16 protein-coding genes are annotated in these 15882 nt (G+C 61.6%); 7 read left to right on the top strand and 9 right to left on the bottom strand.

Annotation, left to right across the window (positions count from 1 at the left end):
* Positions 1–21: 21 nt before the first annotated feature.
* From QM600_RS14935 to QM600_RS14960, 6 genes are all read right to left on the bottom strand, one after another.
* Positions 22–786, bottom strand: a complete 765-nt coding sequence (locus QM600_RS14935) for an SDR family NAD(P)-dependent oxidoreductase (RefSeq protein WP_283262259.1) — start codon at positions 784–786, stop codon at positions 22–24.
* 280 nt (positions 787–1066) lie between these two features.
* A complete protein-coding gene (locus QM600_RS14940; RefSeq protein WP_283262260.1) occupies positions 1067–2119 on the bottom strand; it encodes an acyl-CoA dehydrogenase family protein in 1053 nt (350 codons plus the stop codon).
* Positions 2116–3084, bottom strand: coding sequence for an acyl-CoA dehydrogenase family protein (locus tag QM600_RS14945; RefSeq protein WP_283262261.1), 969 nt, complete (start codon positions 3082–3084; stop codon positions 2116–2118). The genes QM600_RS14940 and QM600_RS14945 overlap by 4 nt, the downstream gene beginning before the upstream one ends.
* Positions 3081–4241 carry an acyl-CoA dehydrogenase family protein gene (locus tag QM600_RS14950; protein WP_283262262.1) on the bottom strand — a complete coding sequence of 387 codons (1161 nt, stop codon included), beginning with the start codon at positions 4239–4241 and terminating at the stop codon, positions 3081–3083. The genes QM600_RS14945 and QM600_RS14950 overlap by 4 nt, the downstream gene beginning before the upstream one ends.
* Positions 4241–5113 carry an enoyl-CoA hydratase gene (locus tag QM600_RS14955; RefSeq protein WP_283262264.1) on the bottom strand — a complete coding sequence of 291 codons (873 nt, stop codon included), beginning with the start codon at positions 5111–5113 and terminating at the stop codon, positions 4241–4243. The genes QM600_RS14950 and QM600_RS14955 overlap by 1 nt, the downstream gene beginning before the upstream one ends.
* On the bottom strand, positions 5110–6651 hold the full coding sequence (locus QM600_RS14960) for a FadD3 family acyl-CoA ligase (RefSeq protein WP_283262265.1): 1542 nt from the start codon (positions 6649–6651) through the stop codon (positions 5110–5112). Before QM600_RS14960 ends, QM600_RS14955 begins: the two co-directional genes overlap by 4 nt.
* 55 nt (positions 6652–6706) lie before the next feature.
* Here QM600_RS14960 and QM600_RS14965 point away from each other — a divergent pair, with 55 nt between their 5' ends.
* The 4 genes from QM600_RS14965 (at position 6707) to QM600_RS14980 (ending at position 10632) form a co-directional block, all read left to right on the top strand.
* Positions 6707–7936, top strand: a complete 1230-nt coding sequence (locus tag QM600_RS14965) for an acyl-CoA dehydrogenase family protein (protein ID WP_283262266.1) — start codon at positions 6707–6709, stop codon at positions 7934–7936.
* The gene (locus QM600_RS14970; protein ID WP_283262267.1) at positions 7937–8749 is read left to right on the top strand and encodes an SDR family oxidoreductase; all 813 of its coding nucleotides are present in this window, start codon (positions 7937–7939) and stop codon (positions 8747–8749) included. It abuts the gene before it with no gap.
* A gap of 75 nt (positions 8750–8824) precedes the next feature.
* Complete coding sequence (locus QM600_RS14975) at positions 8825–9472, top strand: TetR/AcrR family transcriptional regulator (RefSeq protein ID WP_283262268.1); 648 nt, start codon at positions 8825–8827, stop codon at positions 9470–9472.
* 11 nt (positions 9473–9483) lie between these two features.
* Positions 9484–10632, top strand: a complete 1149-nt coding sequence (locus tag QM600_RS14980; protein WP_283262269.1) for an acetyl-CoA C-acetyltransferase — start codon at positions 9484–9486, stop codon at positions 10630–10632.
* A 56-nt stretch (positions 10633–10688) separates the two neighbouring features.
* Here QM600_RS14980 and QM600_RS14985 read toward each other — a convergent pair whose 3' ends face one another.
* Both QM600_RS14985 and QM600_RS14990 read right to left on the bottom strand, forming a co-directional pair.
* Complete coding sequence (locus QM600_RS14985; protein ID WP_283262271.1) at positions 10689–11012, bottom strand: DUF4333 domain-containing protein; 324 nt, start codon at positions 11010–11012, stop codon at positions 10689–10691.
* 119 nt (positions 11013–11131) lie between these two features.
* On the bottom strand, positions 11132–12544 hold the full coding sequence (locus tag QM600_RS14990) for a cytochrome P450 (RefSeq protein WP_283262272.1): 1413 nt from the start codon (positions 12542–12544) through the stop codon (positions 11132–11134).
* A 96-nt stretch (positions 12545–12640) separates the two neighbouring features.
* Between QM600_RS14990 and QM600_RS14995 the strand changes: the two genes are divergently transcribed.
* On the top strand, positions 12641–13039 hold the full coding sequence (locus tag QM600_RS14995) for a TetR/AcrR family transcriptional regulator (protein WP_283262273.1): 399 nt from the start codon (positions 12641–12643) through the stop codon (positions 13037–13039).
* On the opposite strand, the gene QM600_RS15000 is transcribed toward QM600_RS14995, so the two are convergent.
* Positions 13036–13938, bottom strand: a complete 903-nt coding sequence (locus QM600_RS15000; protein WP_283262274.1) for a bile acid:sodium symporter family protein — start codon at positions 13936–13938, stop codon at positions 13036–13038. The genes QM600_RS14995 and QM600_RS15000 overlap by 4 nt on opposite strands.
* Positions 13939–14071: 133 nt before the next feature.
* On the opposite strand from QM600_RS15000, the gene QM600_RS15005 reads away from it, so the two are divergent.
* Positions 14072–14344: a DUF2277 domain-containing protein gene (locus QM600_RS15005; RefSeq protein ID WP_283262275.1), complete on the top strand. Its 273-nt coding sequence runs from the start codon at positions 14072–14074 to the stop codon at positions 14342–14344.
* A 5-nt stretch (positions 14345–14349) separates the two neighbouring features.
* Positions 14350–15771 (top strand): alpha/beta hydrolase, encoded by a 1422-nt coding sequence (locus tag QM600_RS15010; RefSeq protein WP_283262276.1) that lies wholly within the window; start codon positions 14350–14352, stop codon positions 15769–15771.
* The last annotated feature ends 111 nt before the right edge of the window (positions 15772–15882 follow it).

Raw genomic sequence — 15882 nt, forward strand, 5'->3', positions numbered from 1 at the left:
ACTCCCTGCGTAGTCACGCGGTCACATATGTGTGCCGCCGTCAATGCGGATTTCGGTTCCGGTTACGAAGGATCCGTCTTCGGATGCGAGCATCGCGATCACGCCGGCCACTGCGGATGGGGGAGCAAAGCCGTTGCCGATGGCCGGCAGCAACTTACTGATGAGGGAGTAGTCGATCTCTTCGGGGAATCCGGGGTTGGAGGTCATTCCCGACGCGATGCTGCCCGGCGCGACGGCAACAGCGCGCAGACCCTGCTTGCTGTATTCGAGAGCGATTGCGTGCGTGAAGGACTGGATGGCGCCCTTGGATGCGGCGTAGGCAGCCATGTACGGGTGGGCAAATGTTGCGGACGTGGAGCTGAAGTTGACCACTACGCCGTTGCCGGTTTCGAGCAGCGCCGGAAGAGCCTCACGAGTCATGAGGAACGTGCCGGTGAGGTTGACGCCGATGACGGTGTTCCAGAAGTCGAGTGACATCTCGTGGGTGTGTGCGGAACGCAGAATTCCAGCCGCATTGACCAGCACGTCAAGTCCGCCGAGTGCGGTGATGGCAGAGCCGATCTGCTCGTGCACGGAAGTTTCGTTGGAGATGTCGACGGTGACGATGGTGAGCCGGTCGCCGTCACCGGCTGCTACGGCTGCGGCCCGAGTGAGTTCCAGTCCGTCTTCCGAAATATCGGCTGCGACAACGGTGCCGCCTTCGGACAGGATCCGAGCAACTGTGGCCTGTCCGATGCCGGATCCCGCACCACTGATGAGGACACGTTTGTTGTCGAAGCGATTCATGAAGACTCTCCGGTCTGTCGAAGTGGATTGTGCCGTTTCCCATTCTGCGCGGTGAAGCACACCGAACCAGTGGGCATTCCATTCAGTGAACGAAGACAGCTTGAATCTTGCGTGGCGCTGGTCGGGTTACGGCGAGGAGAAAGGCCTCCTCAGCTAGCCGGCCATGCATTCCCTTCCCGCAATGTCAGACGGTCTGGGTGAGTTTGACGCCAATGCCCCCTCAGCATATTTCGGCTGAGGGGGCATTGGGGTGGTTTTGCTCAGAGATCCAACTTAAGTACTAGAGCCCTGCGGCAGTTGCCAACTCGGGGAGATAGGCACTTGGCTGTCCGAACAACTGCGCACTGCTGTGTGCACGCTTGAAGTACAGCTGAGCGTCGTGCTCCCACGTGATGGCGATTCCGCCGTGAAGCTGGACGGCCTCGGACGTGATCTGCTGCAAGGCTTCCGAGCAGTACACCTTGGCGATTGCGGCATCACCGGCAGACTGTGTTGCCACAGCCGCGTAGGTCATGGACCGTGCGGTCTCGACCAACGCGTACATGTCGGCCATCCGATGTTTGAGGGCCTGGAAGGAACCGATCGCGCGACCGAATTGCTTGCGGGACTTCGTGTATTCCACAGTCTGTTCGACGATGGCGGCAGCCGCGCCCACCTGCTCGGCGGACAATGCGATCAAGACAACCGTTCGGATGCGATCGACCAGATTCTCGGACCACTGCAACGGGCGTCCGCGAACACCGGAGAACGTGACCTCCGCGAGGGTTCGCGTCGGATCCATCGTGGGAACCCGTCGCCGGGAGACACCTTCGGCTGCGGGATCCACTTCGTAGAAACCGTCGGCCGTCAGTACCAGCAGAGTATCGGCGACATGCCCGTCGAGGACATACGCAGCCGTGCCGTTCAGCGCATCTTCGGTGGCTTCGACGCCGAAGGTGTTCCAGCCGGCAGCGCCGGCCCAGCACAGTGCGAGGGTGCTTTCGCCGGCGGCGACACCGGGGAGCAGACGCGAGCACGCGTCGGTGTCACCGGAGAGCAGCAGTGCCTGCGCCGCGAGAATCGCGGAACCCAGCATCGGCGACGGAGTCAGTGTGCGGCCAAGTTCTTCCTGGACCACATGAACTTCAGCCAAGCTTGCTCCGACGCCGTCGAACTCCTCGGGGATCGCCAGTGCGGCGACGCCGATCTGTTCGCACAGCTTGTTCCACAGAGCGGCGTCGTAGCCGATGTCGGTGGTGATGGCTGCGCGGACGGCAGCGGAGTCGGAGTGCTTGCTCAGGAGGTCGCGTACCGACGCGCGCAGCGCCGCCTGATCCTCGGTGTCGATGCTCATGACGCCGAGACTAGCGATTCGACGACGCGTGTGCGGTGCATTGCCGGAGTACCCCAGGCAGTGAGCAGTGCTCGTACCTTGGTGAGCCACAGCGAGAGATCATGTTCCATCGTGTAACCGATGGCACCGTGAACCTGGAGACCGACGCGAGCAGCCTTGTAGGCGGCGTCACCGCAGGCGACCTTGGCGGCGGAGATGTCACGCGAAGCATCCGCGGAGCCGTCGCGAACCGACAGCGCGGCACCGTGCAGCAGCGGGCGAGCCATTTCGAGGGAAACGGCAACCTCGGCGAGATGATGCTTGATGGCCTGGAACTGTCCGATGACCTTGCCGAACTGCTTGCGCTGCTTCGCATATTCGGTGCTGATCTCGAGCAGCGTCTGTCCGAGGCCCAGGAGCTGAGCTGCCGTAGCCAGCGCACCCATGTCGAAGGCTGCCGAGAAGTCGGCGTTGCCGAGCGAATCACCGGCGGTGACCTCGAAGAGCTTGCGGGAGAGGTCTACCGACGCCTTGGCTTCGCCGACGACACCCAGGTTGACTGCGCCACCCTGTGCGAGCAGAACCAGGTCCACGGAGTTGGCATCGAGTGCGAACGGCGTGTTCGGGGGAGCTGCAACCGTCGCGAGGGAACCCTCGGCCAGAGCGGAGAGGCGTTCCGGTGCAACCGAAGCCAGGAGCGTCGGTACTACTGCGATGGTTTCGACAACCGGGCCGGGAACGGCATGGCGGCCGAGCTGTTCGATCGCGACAACGAGGTCGATGGCGTCGGCGCCCAGACCGTCGTGCTCTTCGGCGATGACGAGGCCGTTGACGCCGGTCTCGGCGAGGCGCTGCCACACCTTCTTGCCGGGTGCGGTGTCACCGTCGTTCCAGGAGCGGATGACGGCGGGCATGTCGGACTTGGTGAGCAACGCATCGATGCTCGCAGCGAAGTCCTGGTGGGAGGAGTCGAGCGCGAATCTCATCGGTCCGCCTTAGGTAGGCCGAGCAGACGCTCAGCGATGACATTTTTCTGAATCTCGTTGGTGCCTGCGTAGATCGGACCCGACAGGGAGAACAGGTATCCGTCCATCCAGTTGTCGGCCAGCTCGGCTTCGGGGCCCTGCAGGTCGAGGGCGGTCTCGTGGGTAGCGATATCCCACTCGGACCAGAAGACCTTGTTGATCGAGGACTCGGCGCCGAGCTGTCCACCGTCGGCGAGACGCGTCACGGTGCCGAAAGTGTTGAGCTGGTAGGCCCGAGCGCCGATCCAGGCGTCCGCAACCTTGTTGCGCAGTGCGCTGTCGTCGGTGCGTCCGCTGGCCTTGTACAGCTCGAGCAGGCGGTCGACGGTGGCGAGGAAGCGGCCGGGGCTACGCAGAGACAGTCCGCGCTCGTTGCTGGCGGTGCTCATCGCGACGCGCCAGCCTTCGTTGACGCTACCGATCACACCGGACTTGCCGGGGTTGGCCGGGTCGTCCGGAACGAAGACGTCCTCGAGGAAGATCTCGGCAAAGCCGGGCTCTCCGTCGAGCTGATCGATGGGGCGTACGGTGACGCCCTTCGACCGGATGTCGAACATGAAGTACGTGATGCCCTTGTGGCGCTGCGCATCCGGATCGGAGCGGAACAGGCCGAAGCCCCAGTCCGCGAAGCTGGCACGCGAGCTCCACGTCTTCTGGCCGTTGAGCAGCCAGCCGCCGTCGACCTTCGTGGCACTCGAGCGCAGGCTTGCGAGGTCGGAGCCGGACTCGGGCTCGGACCAGGCCTGCGCCCAGATATCGTCGGCACGGGCCATGCGCGGCATGATGCGAGCGAGCTGCTCGGCATTGGCATGCTCGAAAAGTGTGGGCGCCAAGAGGAAGATGCCGTTCTGGCTCACACGTCCCGGTGCGCCGGAGCGGTAGTACTCCTCTTCGAAGATGACCCACTCGAGCAGTGACGCGTCGCGTCCGCCGAGTTCCTTGGGCCACGAAACGACGGCGTAGCCGGCGTCGGCGAGAGTGTGCTCCCACTGACGGTGCTCTTCGAAGCCCTCGGCGGTATCCATCGATTTCAGGGGTGTGGCGGGCACATTCGCTTCCAGGAACGAGCGGACCTCGTCACGGAATGCGGTTGTGGCGTCGTCGAATACGAGATCCACTAGTTTGTTCCTTCCTGCGGCTTGCGAGCGCTGGCAGCCATTGCCTTGGCATCGAGACCGCCAAGTGAATCTTTGCCTACTTCGGCATTGTGGGCGTGAGCGAAATGATGGAGACCGAAGACGGAGTCGATGCCGTTGCGCATCCCCATCTGATCCTCACACTGGTTGACTGCTTTCTTGGTGAGCGCCAAGCCGAAGCGTGGCATCTCCGAGATACGTTCGGCGAGTGCGAACGTCTCCGTTTCGAGTTCGTCGCGAGCGACGACGCGGTTGACCATGCCGATTTCGTAGGCGCGCTGCGCCGTGAATCGGTCTCCGGTGAACAGCATCTCCTTGGCGAAACGCGATCCGACCATCCACGGGTGTGCAAAGTACTCCACGCCGGGAATGCCCATGCGGACAACGGGATCGGAGAAGAATGCGTCGTCGGAGGCGACGATCATGTCGCAGACCCAGGCGAGCATGAGTCCGCCGGCGATGCAGGCGCCGTGCACCATGGCGATGGTGGGCTTGGGGATCTCCCGCCAGCGGCGGCACATTCCCAGGTACACCTCCATCTCGCGAGCGAAACGTTGGTCACCACCGGGTTTGTCGACATGGTCCCACCACATGGTGGCCTTGTTCTCGTACTCGACGTGATGGTCGCGGCCCGGAGTTCCCAGGTCGTGTCCGGCACTGAAGTGAGGTCCGTTGCCCGCCAAGACGATGACCTTGACGTCGTCGTCTTCGACGGCGCGCTGGAATGCTGCGTCGAGAGCGTAGGTCACGACAGAGTTCTGGGCATTGCGGTAATCGGGCCGGTTCAAGGACACAAGCGCGACGGACCCGCGAACCTCGTAGGTTACGACATCAACTTCGATGGGAACGGTCATGACTGTTCCTCGCGCAGAACTGTTTTGAGAATCTTGCCCGAAGGGTTGCGCGGGAGATGGTCGACGAAGCGAACCTCACGGGGAACCTTGAAGCCCGCGATCTTCTCCTTGAGGAAGGTGATCACCGACTCTTCGGTGAGACCGGCGCCATCGAGTTGAGCGATGTAGACGCGTCCCACCTCGCCCATCCGGTGATCGGGAATGCCGATGGCAGCCGATTCGTGGACGCCGGGCAGACGAGCCAGCATTCCTTCGATTTCGGCGGGGTAGACGTTGAATCCGCCGCTGACGTACATGTCCTTGAGACGGTCGGTGATATCGAGATATCCACGCTCGTCGAGGGTTCCGATGTCACCGGTGTGCAACCAGCCGTCGGCGTCGATGGCCTTGGCGGTCGATTCGGGATCGTCGAGGTATCCGAGCATCACATTCGGTCCGCGAAGCAAGATCTCGTTCTGATCGCCCAGCTTGACCTCGAAATCGGCTGTCGCACGTCCCGAAGAGGTGGAGACCGTGACCGGATCGTCGTCGGTGCGGCACATGGTGGCAACAACGGCTTCGGTCAGACCGTAGGCGGTGAGAACTGCGTCGAACAGCTCGCCCTGCATGCGCTCGACCAGGGCGACCGGTACCGGAGCGGCACCCGTGATCGCGATGCGCAGCGACGACAGGTCGTATTCGCCGCGGCGGGGGTGATCGAGGATGGTCTGGTAGATCGTCGGAGCACCCGGCAGGATGCTGACCTGCTCGCTGTTGATCAGTGCCAGAGTCTCGTCGATGTTGAAGACCGACACCGGAACGATCGTTGCGCCGTTGAGCAGACACACCAGAATTCCGGCCTTGTAGCCGAAGGTGTGGAAGAACGGGCTGATGATGAGGAAGTTGTCTTTCTCCGTCACCTCGGCGTTTTCTCCCCAGGCCTGCGCGACGCCGATGGACTGGCGGTGAGCGCTGATCGCGCCCTTGCTGCGTCCCGTCGTCCCGGAGGTGAAGAGGATGTCGCTGATGTCGTCAGGCTGCACTGCTATTGCCCGAGCGTCTGCTTCGGCGCGAGCGTCGTCGGTGGCGAGGGCAACGAAGTCCTCGAACTCGACGACGCCGTCACGTGCATCGTCCCCGTCGACAGTGACCCGGATGACAGTGGGGATCGACAGGTCGGGATTCGCGTCGAGTAGCTGCTGGTACCGGTCGGCCTTGAGGAACTTGCCGACGATGACCAAGGCAGCGGCGTCGACGCGTTCGATGATGTCGAGTGCCTCGGTGCCCGTGTATCGGGTGTTGATGGGGATGATTGCGGCTCCGGCATACTGCGCGCCCAGAAGAGCAATCACCCAATGATGGGTGTTGGGTGCCCAGATGACGACGCGGTCGCCGGCCTTCACTCCGCGGGTAATCAGTGCGCCTGCAAAATCGCGGACACGCTGGTGCAGCTGTGCAAAGGTCAGTCGGGTGTCGCCATCGGCGATTGCCGCGCGATCACCGAACTCCTCGGCGGCCCGGATGAGGGCTGATGGGATGGTTCTCGGTTGTTCGGTCACTGGACTCCTACCTGACACGCTACCTAGCAAGTGCTTGGTAGGTTATCTTACATATGTGGACCAGAGCGAGAGCCCGGACGGGCAGATGACGGACGACGAGTTTGCAGCGGAAGTTTCGCAGTGGCTGGCCGAGAACCTGACGGGCAAATTTGCCCAGCTCAAGGGCAAGGGTGGCCCCGGTAGCGAGCATGAGTTCTTCGAGCAGCGACTCGAATGGGACAAGCACCTTGCTGCCGCCGGGTGGACGTGCCTGGGATGGCCGAAGGAGTTCGGTGGCCGCGGAGCCACCATCGCCCAGCAGGTCGTATTCCATCAGGAGTACGCCAAGTCGGGTGCCCCGGCGCGAGTCAGTCACATCGGCGAAGAACTGCTCGGGCCGACGCTGATCGCCTACGGAACCGACGAACAGAAGCGTCGCTTCCTGCCGGGCATCAACACCGTCAGTGAACTGTGGTCGCAGGGCTACTCCGAACCCGGAGCCGGCTCCGACCTCGCCAACGTTTCGACGACGGCTCGTCTCGAAGACGGCAAGTGGATCATCAACGGCCAGAAGGTATGGACGTCGCTGGCTCACGTTGCCCAGTGGTGCTTCGTCGTCTGCCGCACCGAGGTGGGCTCCAAGCGTCACCAGGGCCTGAGCTTCCTGCTCGTTCCCTTGGACCAGCCGGGTGTGACCGTACGTCCGATCCAGCAGCTCACCGGCACCTCCGAATTCAACGAGGTCTTCTTCGACGACGCCGTCACCGAAGCCGAACTGGTTGTCGGCGAACCGGGCGAAGGCTGGAAGATCGCCATGGGCCTGCTCACCTTCGAGCGCGGTGTGTCCACCCTCGGTCAGCAGATCGGGTTCGCCCGCGAACTCCAGGGCGTCGTTGATCTGGCGAAAGCCAATGGCAGCGACCAGGATCCGCACATTCGCGAGAAGATCGCCCGCGCCTGGGTCGGACTGCGTGTCATGCGTGCCCACGCGATGCGTACTCTCGACGCGGTCGACGCCGGAACCGGCGGCGGCGAAGCATCGGTCGCAAAACTGTTGTGGGCCAACTGGCATCGCGACCTCGGCCAGCTTTCGATGGACGTGCAAGGTGCGTCGTCATTGGTTGCTCCGTGGGCCGATTCGGAGGGAAACCAGTCGGACATCACCGATCCCGAGCATCTCGAGCTGGACGAGTGGCAGCGACTCTTCCTCTTCACACGCGCCGACACGATCTACGGCGGCTCCAACGAAATTCAACGCAACATCATTTCCGAGCGTGTGCTCGGTCTTCCCCGAGAGGCTCGTTAAATGTCTGACTCCACAGTAGTTTCGCCCCTGTCCGTCGTTCCGGAAGAAACCCCGGGCCACGGATTGCTCAAGGGCAAGAAGGCAATCATCACCGCCGCAGCCGGCACCGGCATCGGCTTCTCCACCGCGCGGCGCGTCCTCCTCGAAGGCGGCGACGTCCTGGTCTCCGACTTCCACGAGCGTCGTCTCGGCGAGACGGTCGAGAAGCTGAAGGCTGAATTCCCCGGCCAGCAGGTCGAATCGATCATCTGCGATGTTTCCAGCACCGCACAGGTCGACGCACTGTTCGAAGGCGCAGTCGAGAAGATGGGCCGCATCGATATCGTCGTCAACAACGCCGGCCTGGGCGGCGAAACCCCCGTCGTCGACATGACCGATGATCAGTGGGACCGCGTCCTCGACATCACGCTCAACAGCACGTTCCGTGCGACGCGCGCTGCTCTGCGTTACTTCAAGGGCGTCGAACACGGCGGCGTTCTGGTCAACAACGCGTCGGTGCTCGGCTGGCGTGCGCAGCATTCGCAGGCTCACTACGCGGCCGCCAAGGCCGGCGTCATGGCACTGACTCGTTGCAGCGCAATCGAGGCCGCCGAGTACGGCGTCCGCATCAACGCGGTCTCGCCTTCCATTGCGCGCCATGCCTTCCTGGCCAAGGTCACCAGCGAAGAACTGCTCGATCAGCTGGCTTCCGGCGAAGCGTACGGCCGCGCAGCCGAGGTCTGGGAAATCGCTTCGGTGATCGCGATGCTTGCGAGCGATTACACGACGTACATGACCGGCGAGATCGTTTCTGTTTCTTCGCAGCGGGCGTAGTTCCTGCTGTGCGCCTTTTTGATAGTTGCGACTACCGAAAAGGCGCACAGTGAAGCCCTGGATAGGATGAAATTCATGACGCCACCCCGCAATCCCGACGAGACAGCAGGAAAATCCGGCCGCCGCGACGAACTTCTCGCGATCGCAGCCGGCCTGTTCGCCGAACGCGGAGTACGTGCGACGACGGTACGAGATATCGCCGACGCAGCCGGGATACTGTCCGGCAGCCTCTACCACCATTTCGATTCCAAGGAGTCGATGGTCGACGAGATCCTGCACCAGTTTCTGGACGAGTTGTTCGGCAAGTACCGCAAAATCGTCGCCGCCGGTCTTGACAGCCGCGCAACGATCGAAGCGTTGATCGTCACTTCGTACGAGGCGATCGACGCTGCTCACTCGGCCGTCGCCATCTACCAGGACGAAGTCAAGCATCTGGTCGCGAACGAGCGATTCTCGTATCTGGTGGAACGTAATACCGAGTTTCGGGACCTGTGGGTGGGTGTGCTCGAGGCGGGTGTTGCCGACGGTAGCTTTCGCTCCGATATCGACGTGGAGCTGGTTTTCCGTTTCATGCGCGACACCGTCTGGGTTGCCGTGCGCTGGTACCGCCCGGGTGGCTCGTTGACCGCGCACACCGTGGCAGCTCAGTACCTGGCGATTGTGCTCGACGGACTCTCTGATCCAGCCGCGTTATCTAAAACTATTGCTGCACAACAAAACTAGGAGTGAAGATAATGTCCGAGGTATACATCGTCGATGCAATCCGCACCCCCATCGGCAAGCGCGGCGGCGCACTGTCGGCTGTGCACCCCATCGATTTGGGCGCTCACGTAGTCAAGGCCATTGTCGAGCGCACCGGCATTGATCCCGCAGATGTCGACGACGTCATCTTCGGTTGCGTCGACGCCATCGGCGGTCAGGCCGGCAACATCGCCCGCATGGCTTGGCTCGCAGCGGGATACCCGCAGCACGTCCCCGGCGTGACGGTTGACCGTCAGTGTGGTTCCAGCCAGCAGGCCGTCCACTTCGGCGCGCAGGCCATCCTGTCCGGCACCGCAGATCTGATCGTTGCCGGCGGCGTCCAGAACATGAGCCAGATCCCGATCTCGGCAGCCATGATTGTGGGCCAGCAGTACGGATTCGAAACCCCGACTTCAGGTTCCGTGGGTTGGACCGAGCGTTACGGCAACCAGGAAGTCTCGCAGTTCAAGGGCGCCGAAATGATCGCCGAGAAGTGGGACGTCAGCCGCGACGACCTCGAGAAGTGGGCTCTGCAGAGTCATGAGCGCGCCAAGGCCGCTATCGCAGCAGGACGCTTCGACAACGAAATCGTCACCATGGGCGACGCGACCGTCGACGAAGGCCCCCGTGACACCAGCCTCGAGAAGATGGCGACGCTCAAGGTCCTCGTCGAAGACGGCCGCATGACCGCTGCTGTCGCAAGCCAGATCTCGGACGGTGCCAGCGCACTGCTGCTGGCGTCGGAAGAAGCAGTCAAGAAGCACGGCCTCAAGCCCCGCGCGCGCATCCATCACCTCAGCGCTCGCGGCGACGACCCCATCTTCATGCTCAGCGCGCCGATTCCGGCAACGCAGTACGCATTGGAGAAGGCCGGCCTGACCATCGAAGACATCGACCTGGTCGAGATCAACGAGGCCTTCGCCCCCGTCGTCCTCGCCTGGATCAAGGAAATCGGCGCAGACCCGGCCAAGGTCAACGTCAACGGCGGCGCAATCGCACTCGGCCACCCGCTCGGTGCTACCGGCACCAAGCTGATGGCAACGCTCCTCAACGAACTCGAGCGCACCGGCGGACGCTACGGACTGCTCACCATCTGTGAGGGTGGCGGAACCGCAAACGTGACGATTATCGAGCGTCTCTGACCTAATTGCTGTGCGCCTTTATTACCCGCGGGCGGGTAATAAAGGCGCACAGTGGGTTAGCTCTGCGGAGTATCCGCTACCTGAACGTCGAACTTCACGTTGTCGCCGTCGACGCTGGTCACGGTTCCGGTGACGTCGTATTTGGTGCCTTGATCCGTCAGTGTGCAGGTGACGGTTGCATCGACCTCGGCGTCGAGACCTTCGGGGCAGGTCACATCATCCGGTGCTTTTCCGACTGTCGCTGCGAGCTGGCTGGACATCTGGGCTGCAACCTTGTCTGCAGCAACCTGCTTGGTTCCGACACTGACCGAGGCCGAGCATGCGCCGGTAGTCAATACTGCCGCTAGGGCGATGGTGGCGGCGAAGTATTTTCTCTTCATTTGTTCTCCAGAGTGAGCACGGGGGGCAGGCCTCGGACCGAAGGTCCTCGCTGATATTAGACCCAGGTTCATCTTTTCGGACTCATCGGGTAGGTCAATTTTTCTGGAGTTCTTCGAGGTCAGCGGCGTCGTACCGTCAACTGGAACCCCTCGGGCATCAGTGTCAGTCGCTCGGCCACCTTCAGTTGATATCCGGGATCCGGTTCGATGGTGTACTTCTGCAGAATCGTGCCGAGAACAAGAACTGCTTCGTGAATCGCGAATTGTCTACCGATGCACGCACGTTCGCCGGTTCCGAAAGGCTTGTACATGTGCGCCGGTCTGGCCTTGATGTTGGCCGGCAGAAATCGATCCGGGTCGAAGGCTTCAGGATCGTTGCCCCACAATGGATCTCGATGCAATGACGGTATGAGTACCAGCATCCAATCGCCCTTTTTCATCGGATACTTGCCGACCAGGGTGGTGTCTTTCCGTGCTGCGCGGCCGTAGGCGGGCGCTGTCGGCCACAGACGCAAGGACTCGTCGAGGACGCGTCGTACGTACCGTAATTTGGCGATCTTCTCGAACGGCGGTTCTTCATCGCCCCAAATCTGATCGACCTCGGCCTGAGCTTTGGCGAGAATATCCGGATTGTTTGCGAGGTAGTACAGGGCGAATGACAAAGCGCCGGAGGTTGTTTCATGTCCGGCAACCAGGAAGGTGACTACCTGGTGCCGAATGTTCAGTTCGTCGATTCGGTTCGGGTCGTTCTCCCGAGCCGCGCGCAACATGAGTTCCAGGAGGTCTTCGTGCGCGCCGCCGGGATTGTCGCGCCGCGCGCGAATCACCTCGTCCACCACTTCGGCCATGTAGGCCTTGCGAACGTCGTCGCGTCGGTCGGCTCGGCGCGCGAGAAGGCGACCTACCGCAGTCGATTTGATGAAGGTGGTTTGCTGCGAATGTGAGAGCGCACCGATCATCGCTTTGACAAACGGATGCTGTTCTTCACGATCGAACGAGTCGAAGGAGTAACTGAACCCGGTTCGTCCGATAGTTTCGAGCGTCAATTTGGTCATGTCGGCGGAAACGTCGACGGGGGAGTTGCTGCCGTGTTTGTTGCTGCTGTGTTTGTCCCAGTATCCGACGAGTTCGCTCGCGACATCGAGCATCGTGCGGTGATACGAGCGCATCGCGGCCTGGCTGAATGCCGGGGCCAGGAGGTTGTGGGCTTTACCCCAGTTGGGCTCGTGATTGTAGGCGGTGAAGAGGCCGTCGCCGCCGATGCCGCGCAGGGCTTTCACGCCGGGGGCCAGGTGTTTTACAAATCGGGACTCGTCGGAGAGTTCCGCGACCATGTCTGCCCCTGAGACGAACACGAATCGATTGCCGAGCACAGATCTTTCGAAGATCGGGCCCAGTTCGCGGCCGATACTCACGGAGTTCTGCAGTGGTGTCCGGATGTTGATGCCGAGGACGTCGCCGACGATGGGGAGGCGCCGCGCTGGGTGCGGAATGGTGGCCTCGCCGGTAATCGGCGTTGCGTCGACGCTCATCGATAGTCCCCCGAGAAGAGTTCGCTTACTGAATTGGTGTCTGGTACGCAAAGTACGCCTTACTGAATCGGTGTCAAGTAGTCATCTGATCTCGCAATGGCTACTCCACGAAGACGCCTGGATCGCGAGCAGCGTCGCACGCAGCTGCTCGATATCGGTACGCAACTTTTTGCCGACCGATCGTACGAGGACGTCTGGATCGAAGAAGTCGCCGAGATCGCCGGGGTCTCCCGGGGACTCATGTACCACTACTTCCCGACCAAACGGGATTTCTTTGCGGCGATCGTCGAACACGAATTGGCGGAACAGCAGGCGCGCATTCTCGACGCGTGGGGATTCGAAGGTGAGCGTCGAGTACTTGCTGCCGTTGCTGTTCGTGGATGGATCGCCTTCGTGCGAGCTGTCTGCCTGGACTGGCTGGATCATCCGTCGATTCCGCAGGAGGAGTTGCGCGCGATCTGCTTGCGCACGTTGGCCGGAGCCCTCGGGAGTTAGTCGACCGCCGATGCGGTGGGAGGCCGAGCCTCTGTGAACTTCCGTGACTTGCTGGTGATCAAAGCGCCGAATCCCGCTGCAAGAGGGAACATTACGACGCCGTAGACCGCGGCCGGAACCGCCAGTTGAACGTTGTCCATCAGGCTGACTGCGATGGTGATTGCCAAAGTGCTGTTGTGGATACCGATTTCCATGGAACTGGCGATAGCTTGACGATCCTCGAGACCGAAGACCTTGGGTACGACATATCCGATGGAGAGGCTCAGTACGCAGAACAAGGCTGCGACGATGCCGATGTCGAGAAGGTAGTCAGCGATGTTCGCGCGCTCCGAGATGACGGTTCCGGCAATGACCAGTGCCAGCACCGCAGCAGATCCGATGCGAACCGGCTTGTCCATACGCTCGGCAAAGGCGCTCGAGCGCAAGCGAACCCACATGCCGATGGCTACCGGAATCAGGACGACGGCAAAAACTTGCAGGACCTTTGTGAACTGGAGGCCGAGGGTGCCGTCGGCGTCCTCAGGTTCGAAGTAGCCGAGCGCGAAGTTGGTGATCAGGGGCAAGGTGACGACGGCGATCACTGAATTGACCGCGGTGAGCGTCACATTGAGTGCGACGTCGCCGCGGAAGAGGTGACTGAAGAGATTGGCTGTTGTTCCGCCCGGTGACGCGGCGAGGAGCATCATGCCGACTGCCAAGAGCGGATCGAGATCGAAGAGGGTGACCAGACCGAAGGCGGCGGCGGGCAGCAATATCAGTTGGCAGACGAGAGCGATGGAGACAGCTTTGGGCGCCTTCGCAACGCGGGCAAAATCACCGACGGTCAGTGAGAGTCCGAGGCCGAACATGATGATGGCGAGTGCGACCGGCAGGCCGACCGACGTGAGAGCTGAGTCCATGGGTAATGGCTTCTTCCAGTTACTTGGGGAGAATTTTACTGAAACTACCGCGGTGCCCGATTCTGCGTGGCCATTTGGATACATTGGTGTATCGGGCCGTGACGGAGCGCCGGGGCACGGTTATCGTCGAACTATGTGCCGAAACATCACCGAACTCCGTGGACTCGAACCGCCGGCCACACCGGAGGAGATCGAGGCAGCATCTCGCCAATACATACGTAAGGTGAGTGGAATTGCCAAAGTCTCCGACGCCAACCGTGACGCTTTTGAGCAGGCTGTCCGTGAGGTCACCGCGACTACGACACGCCTGCTCAGTGAACTCCCGCCACGTAAGCAACCCCCGCAGACTGTTCCGCCGCTGCGTCGGCCGGAAGTAGTGGCGCGGATCGCGGCACGGACGTCCTGATCCGAGTGGACCTCACCGATATTGCCGGGTGGGACGTCGAAGCGCTGGAACAGCTTGCCGGAGGTTTGGAAGGTGTGCTGGTTGCGTATCGCGTTCGGGACCTCCGGAGACGACTGGATTCTCTCTGTAAAGAAGCCGCTGCGGACGAACTGCAGATTCGTGACGACGGTTCCGTGTCAGCCGTAGCGCCGATCACGGAGGGGCATCCACTTCACGTTCACGCCGCGATGCTGTCCGCCGCCGCACGTGAGCTGATCGGTGAGGCCCTGCTGGTATCGGCAGATCTGCACCATGCGACGTCTGTGACGTCTCGAGTCGGGACGGACCTGCGGGACAAGGCTGTCCGTATCAACGAAGAATGGCGCGGCTTCACTGCTGCGCGGCGACACGAGATGGTGCTTCGCGCACCGGATTTGATCGCCAATCTCGACGGCATTCCGTCGTCCGTCCGGAGTGCAGTGAATCTGCGACGGACTCAGGCCGAACGTGCTCGACTGCAAGATGATTCGGTTCGCATCTCGCAAGAACTTCACCGGGAGTTCTTCGGCGGCAGATTGAGTAATACCGGAGCCGGCATGTGGTACGCCCAACGTAAGCTCGAGGATCTGGACGCTATCGACGAACTGCTCCACGAACAACCCGAGAGAAAACTCGTCCTCATGGACATGCGCTCGGGTGAACGCGGTTTTGCCGCAGTAGCAATCGGTGATCCGGACACTGCCGACCATATCGCCGTCACGATCCCCGGGCTCAACACGAACGTGAAGGATTCCCTGCGCGGAATGGTGAGTGAGGCAACACGATTGCGTGACGAAGCGCGCCGACAACTCGAGCACATCGGACGTGACGAGAGCGTAGCGGCCATTGCCTGGATCGGATACGACGCACCTCAGATTATCGGACCGGGGAAATTCGATATCGGCCGTGCGAGCTTCGACGTCAGTCGTTCTTCGAAAGCCGGGATTGCCGCCGACGCGTTGGGGAGCTTCTTCCATGGTTTGAGAGCGGCATCGAGCCAGTCGGATGTGCACATCACGGCGCTCGGACATTCTTACGGTTCACTCGCAACTTCACTTGCACTGCAACGGGGTGCGAGTGCATCAGTAGACGATGTTGTGTTCTACGGATCCCCGGGAGTGCGGGCCAAGGTCGAGGCGGACTTAGGGGTCGAGGATCGTCACGTCTACGTCATGAAGGCGGAAGGGGACAGTATCGCCGGGTTCGGACGCTTCGGTGGTGATCCGACGCGAACTGAGTTCCAACGGTTGTCGACAGCAGAGGGGATTACACCCGACGGAGTGAAGCACGAAAGGGCCTTCGGGCATGCCGAGTATGCGCGCACCGGTGACAACGGTGAACTGCGCATGGCCGGCTACAACCTTGCCGTTGTAGTGGCCGGATTGCCGGAACGTGCCGTCCAAGCGTGAGGGACGTGTTTGGCGTGCGTGATAAAAAATCTCCGAACTCGTCGTTGGCAGATGAATCTGGGAATGAAGTGGTTGACAAACGAAACGAAGATGAACAGGCAAGCGGCGAAA

The organism is Rhodococcus sp. IEGM 1379, assembly GCF_030056815.1.
In the GTDB taxonomy this organism is placed as follows: Bacteria; Actinomycetota; Actinomycetes; order Mycobacteriales; family Mycobacteriaceae; genus Rhodococcus_F.

Bases quoted from the DNA above. Each gene is read 5' to 3' on its own strand.
- QM600_RS14955 (WP_283262264.1), bottom strand. From the start codon at position 5,113: ATGACCGTTCCCATCGAAGTTGATGTCGTAACCTACGAGGTTCGCGGG.
- QM600_RS14980 (WP_283262269.1), top strand. From the start codon at position 9,484: ATGTCCGAGGTATACATCGTCGATGCAATCCGCACCCCCATCGGCAAG.
- QM600_RS14940 (WP_283262260.1), bottom strand. From the start codon at position 2,119: ATGAGCATCGACACCGAGGATCAGGCGGCGCTGCGCGCGTCGGTACGC.
- QM600_RS14990 (WP_283262272.1), bottom strand. From the start codon at position 12,544: ATGAGCGTCGACGCAACGCCGATTACCGGCGAGGCCACCATTCCGCAC.
- QM600_RS14945 (WP_283262261.1), bottom strand. From the start codon at position 3,084: ATGAGATTCGCGCTCGACTCCTCCCACCAGGACTTCGCTGCGAGCATC.
- QM600_RS15005 (WP_283262275.1), top strand. From the start codon at position 14,072: ATGTGCCGAAACATCACCGAACTCCGTGGACTCGAACCGCCGGCCACA.
- QM600_RS14935 (WP_283262259.1), bottom strand. From the start codon at position 786: ATGAATCGCTTCGACAACAAACGTGTCCTCATCAGTGGTGCGGGATCC.
- QM600_RS14985 (WP_283262271.1), bottom strand. From the start codon at position 11,012: ATGAAGAGAAAATACTTCGCCGCCACCATCGCCCTAGCGGCAGTATTG.
- QM600_RS14970 (WP_283262267.1), top strand. From the start codon at position 7,937: ATGTCTGACTCCACAGTAGTTTCGCCCCTGTCCGTCGTTCCGGAAGAA.
- QM600_RS15000 (WP_283262274.1), bottom strand. From the start codon at position 13,938: ATGGACTCAGCTCTCACGTCGGTCGGCCTGCCGGTCGCACTCGCCATC.
- QM600_RS14995 (WP_283262273.1), top strand. From the start codon at position 12,641: ATGGCTACTCCACGAAGACGCCTGGATCGCGAGCAGCGTCGCACGCAG.
- QM600_RS14975 (WP_283262268.1), top strand. From the start codon at position 8,825: ATGACGCCACCCCGCAATCCCGACGAGACAGCAGGAAAATCCGGCCGC.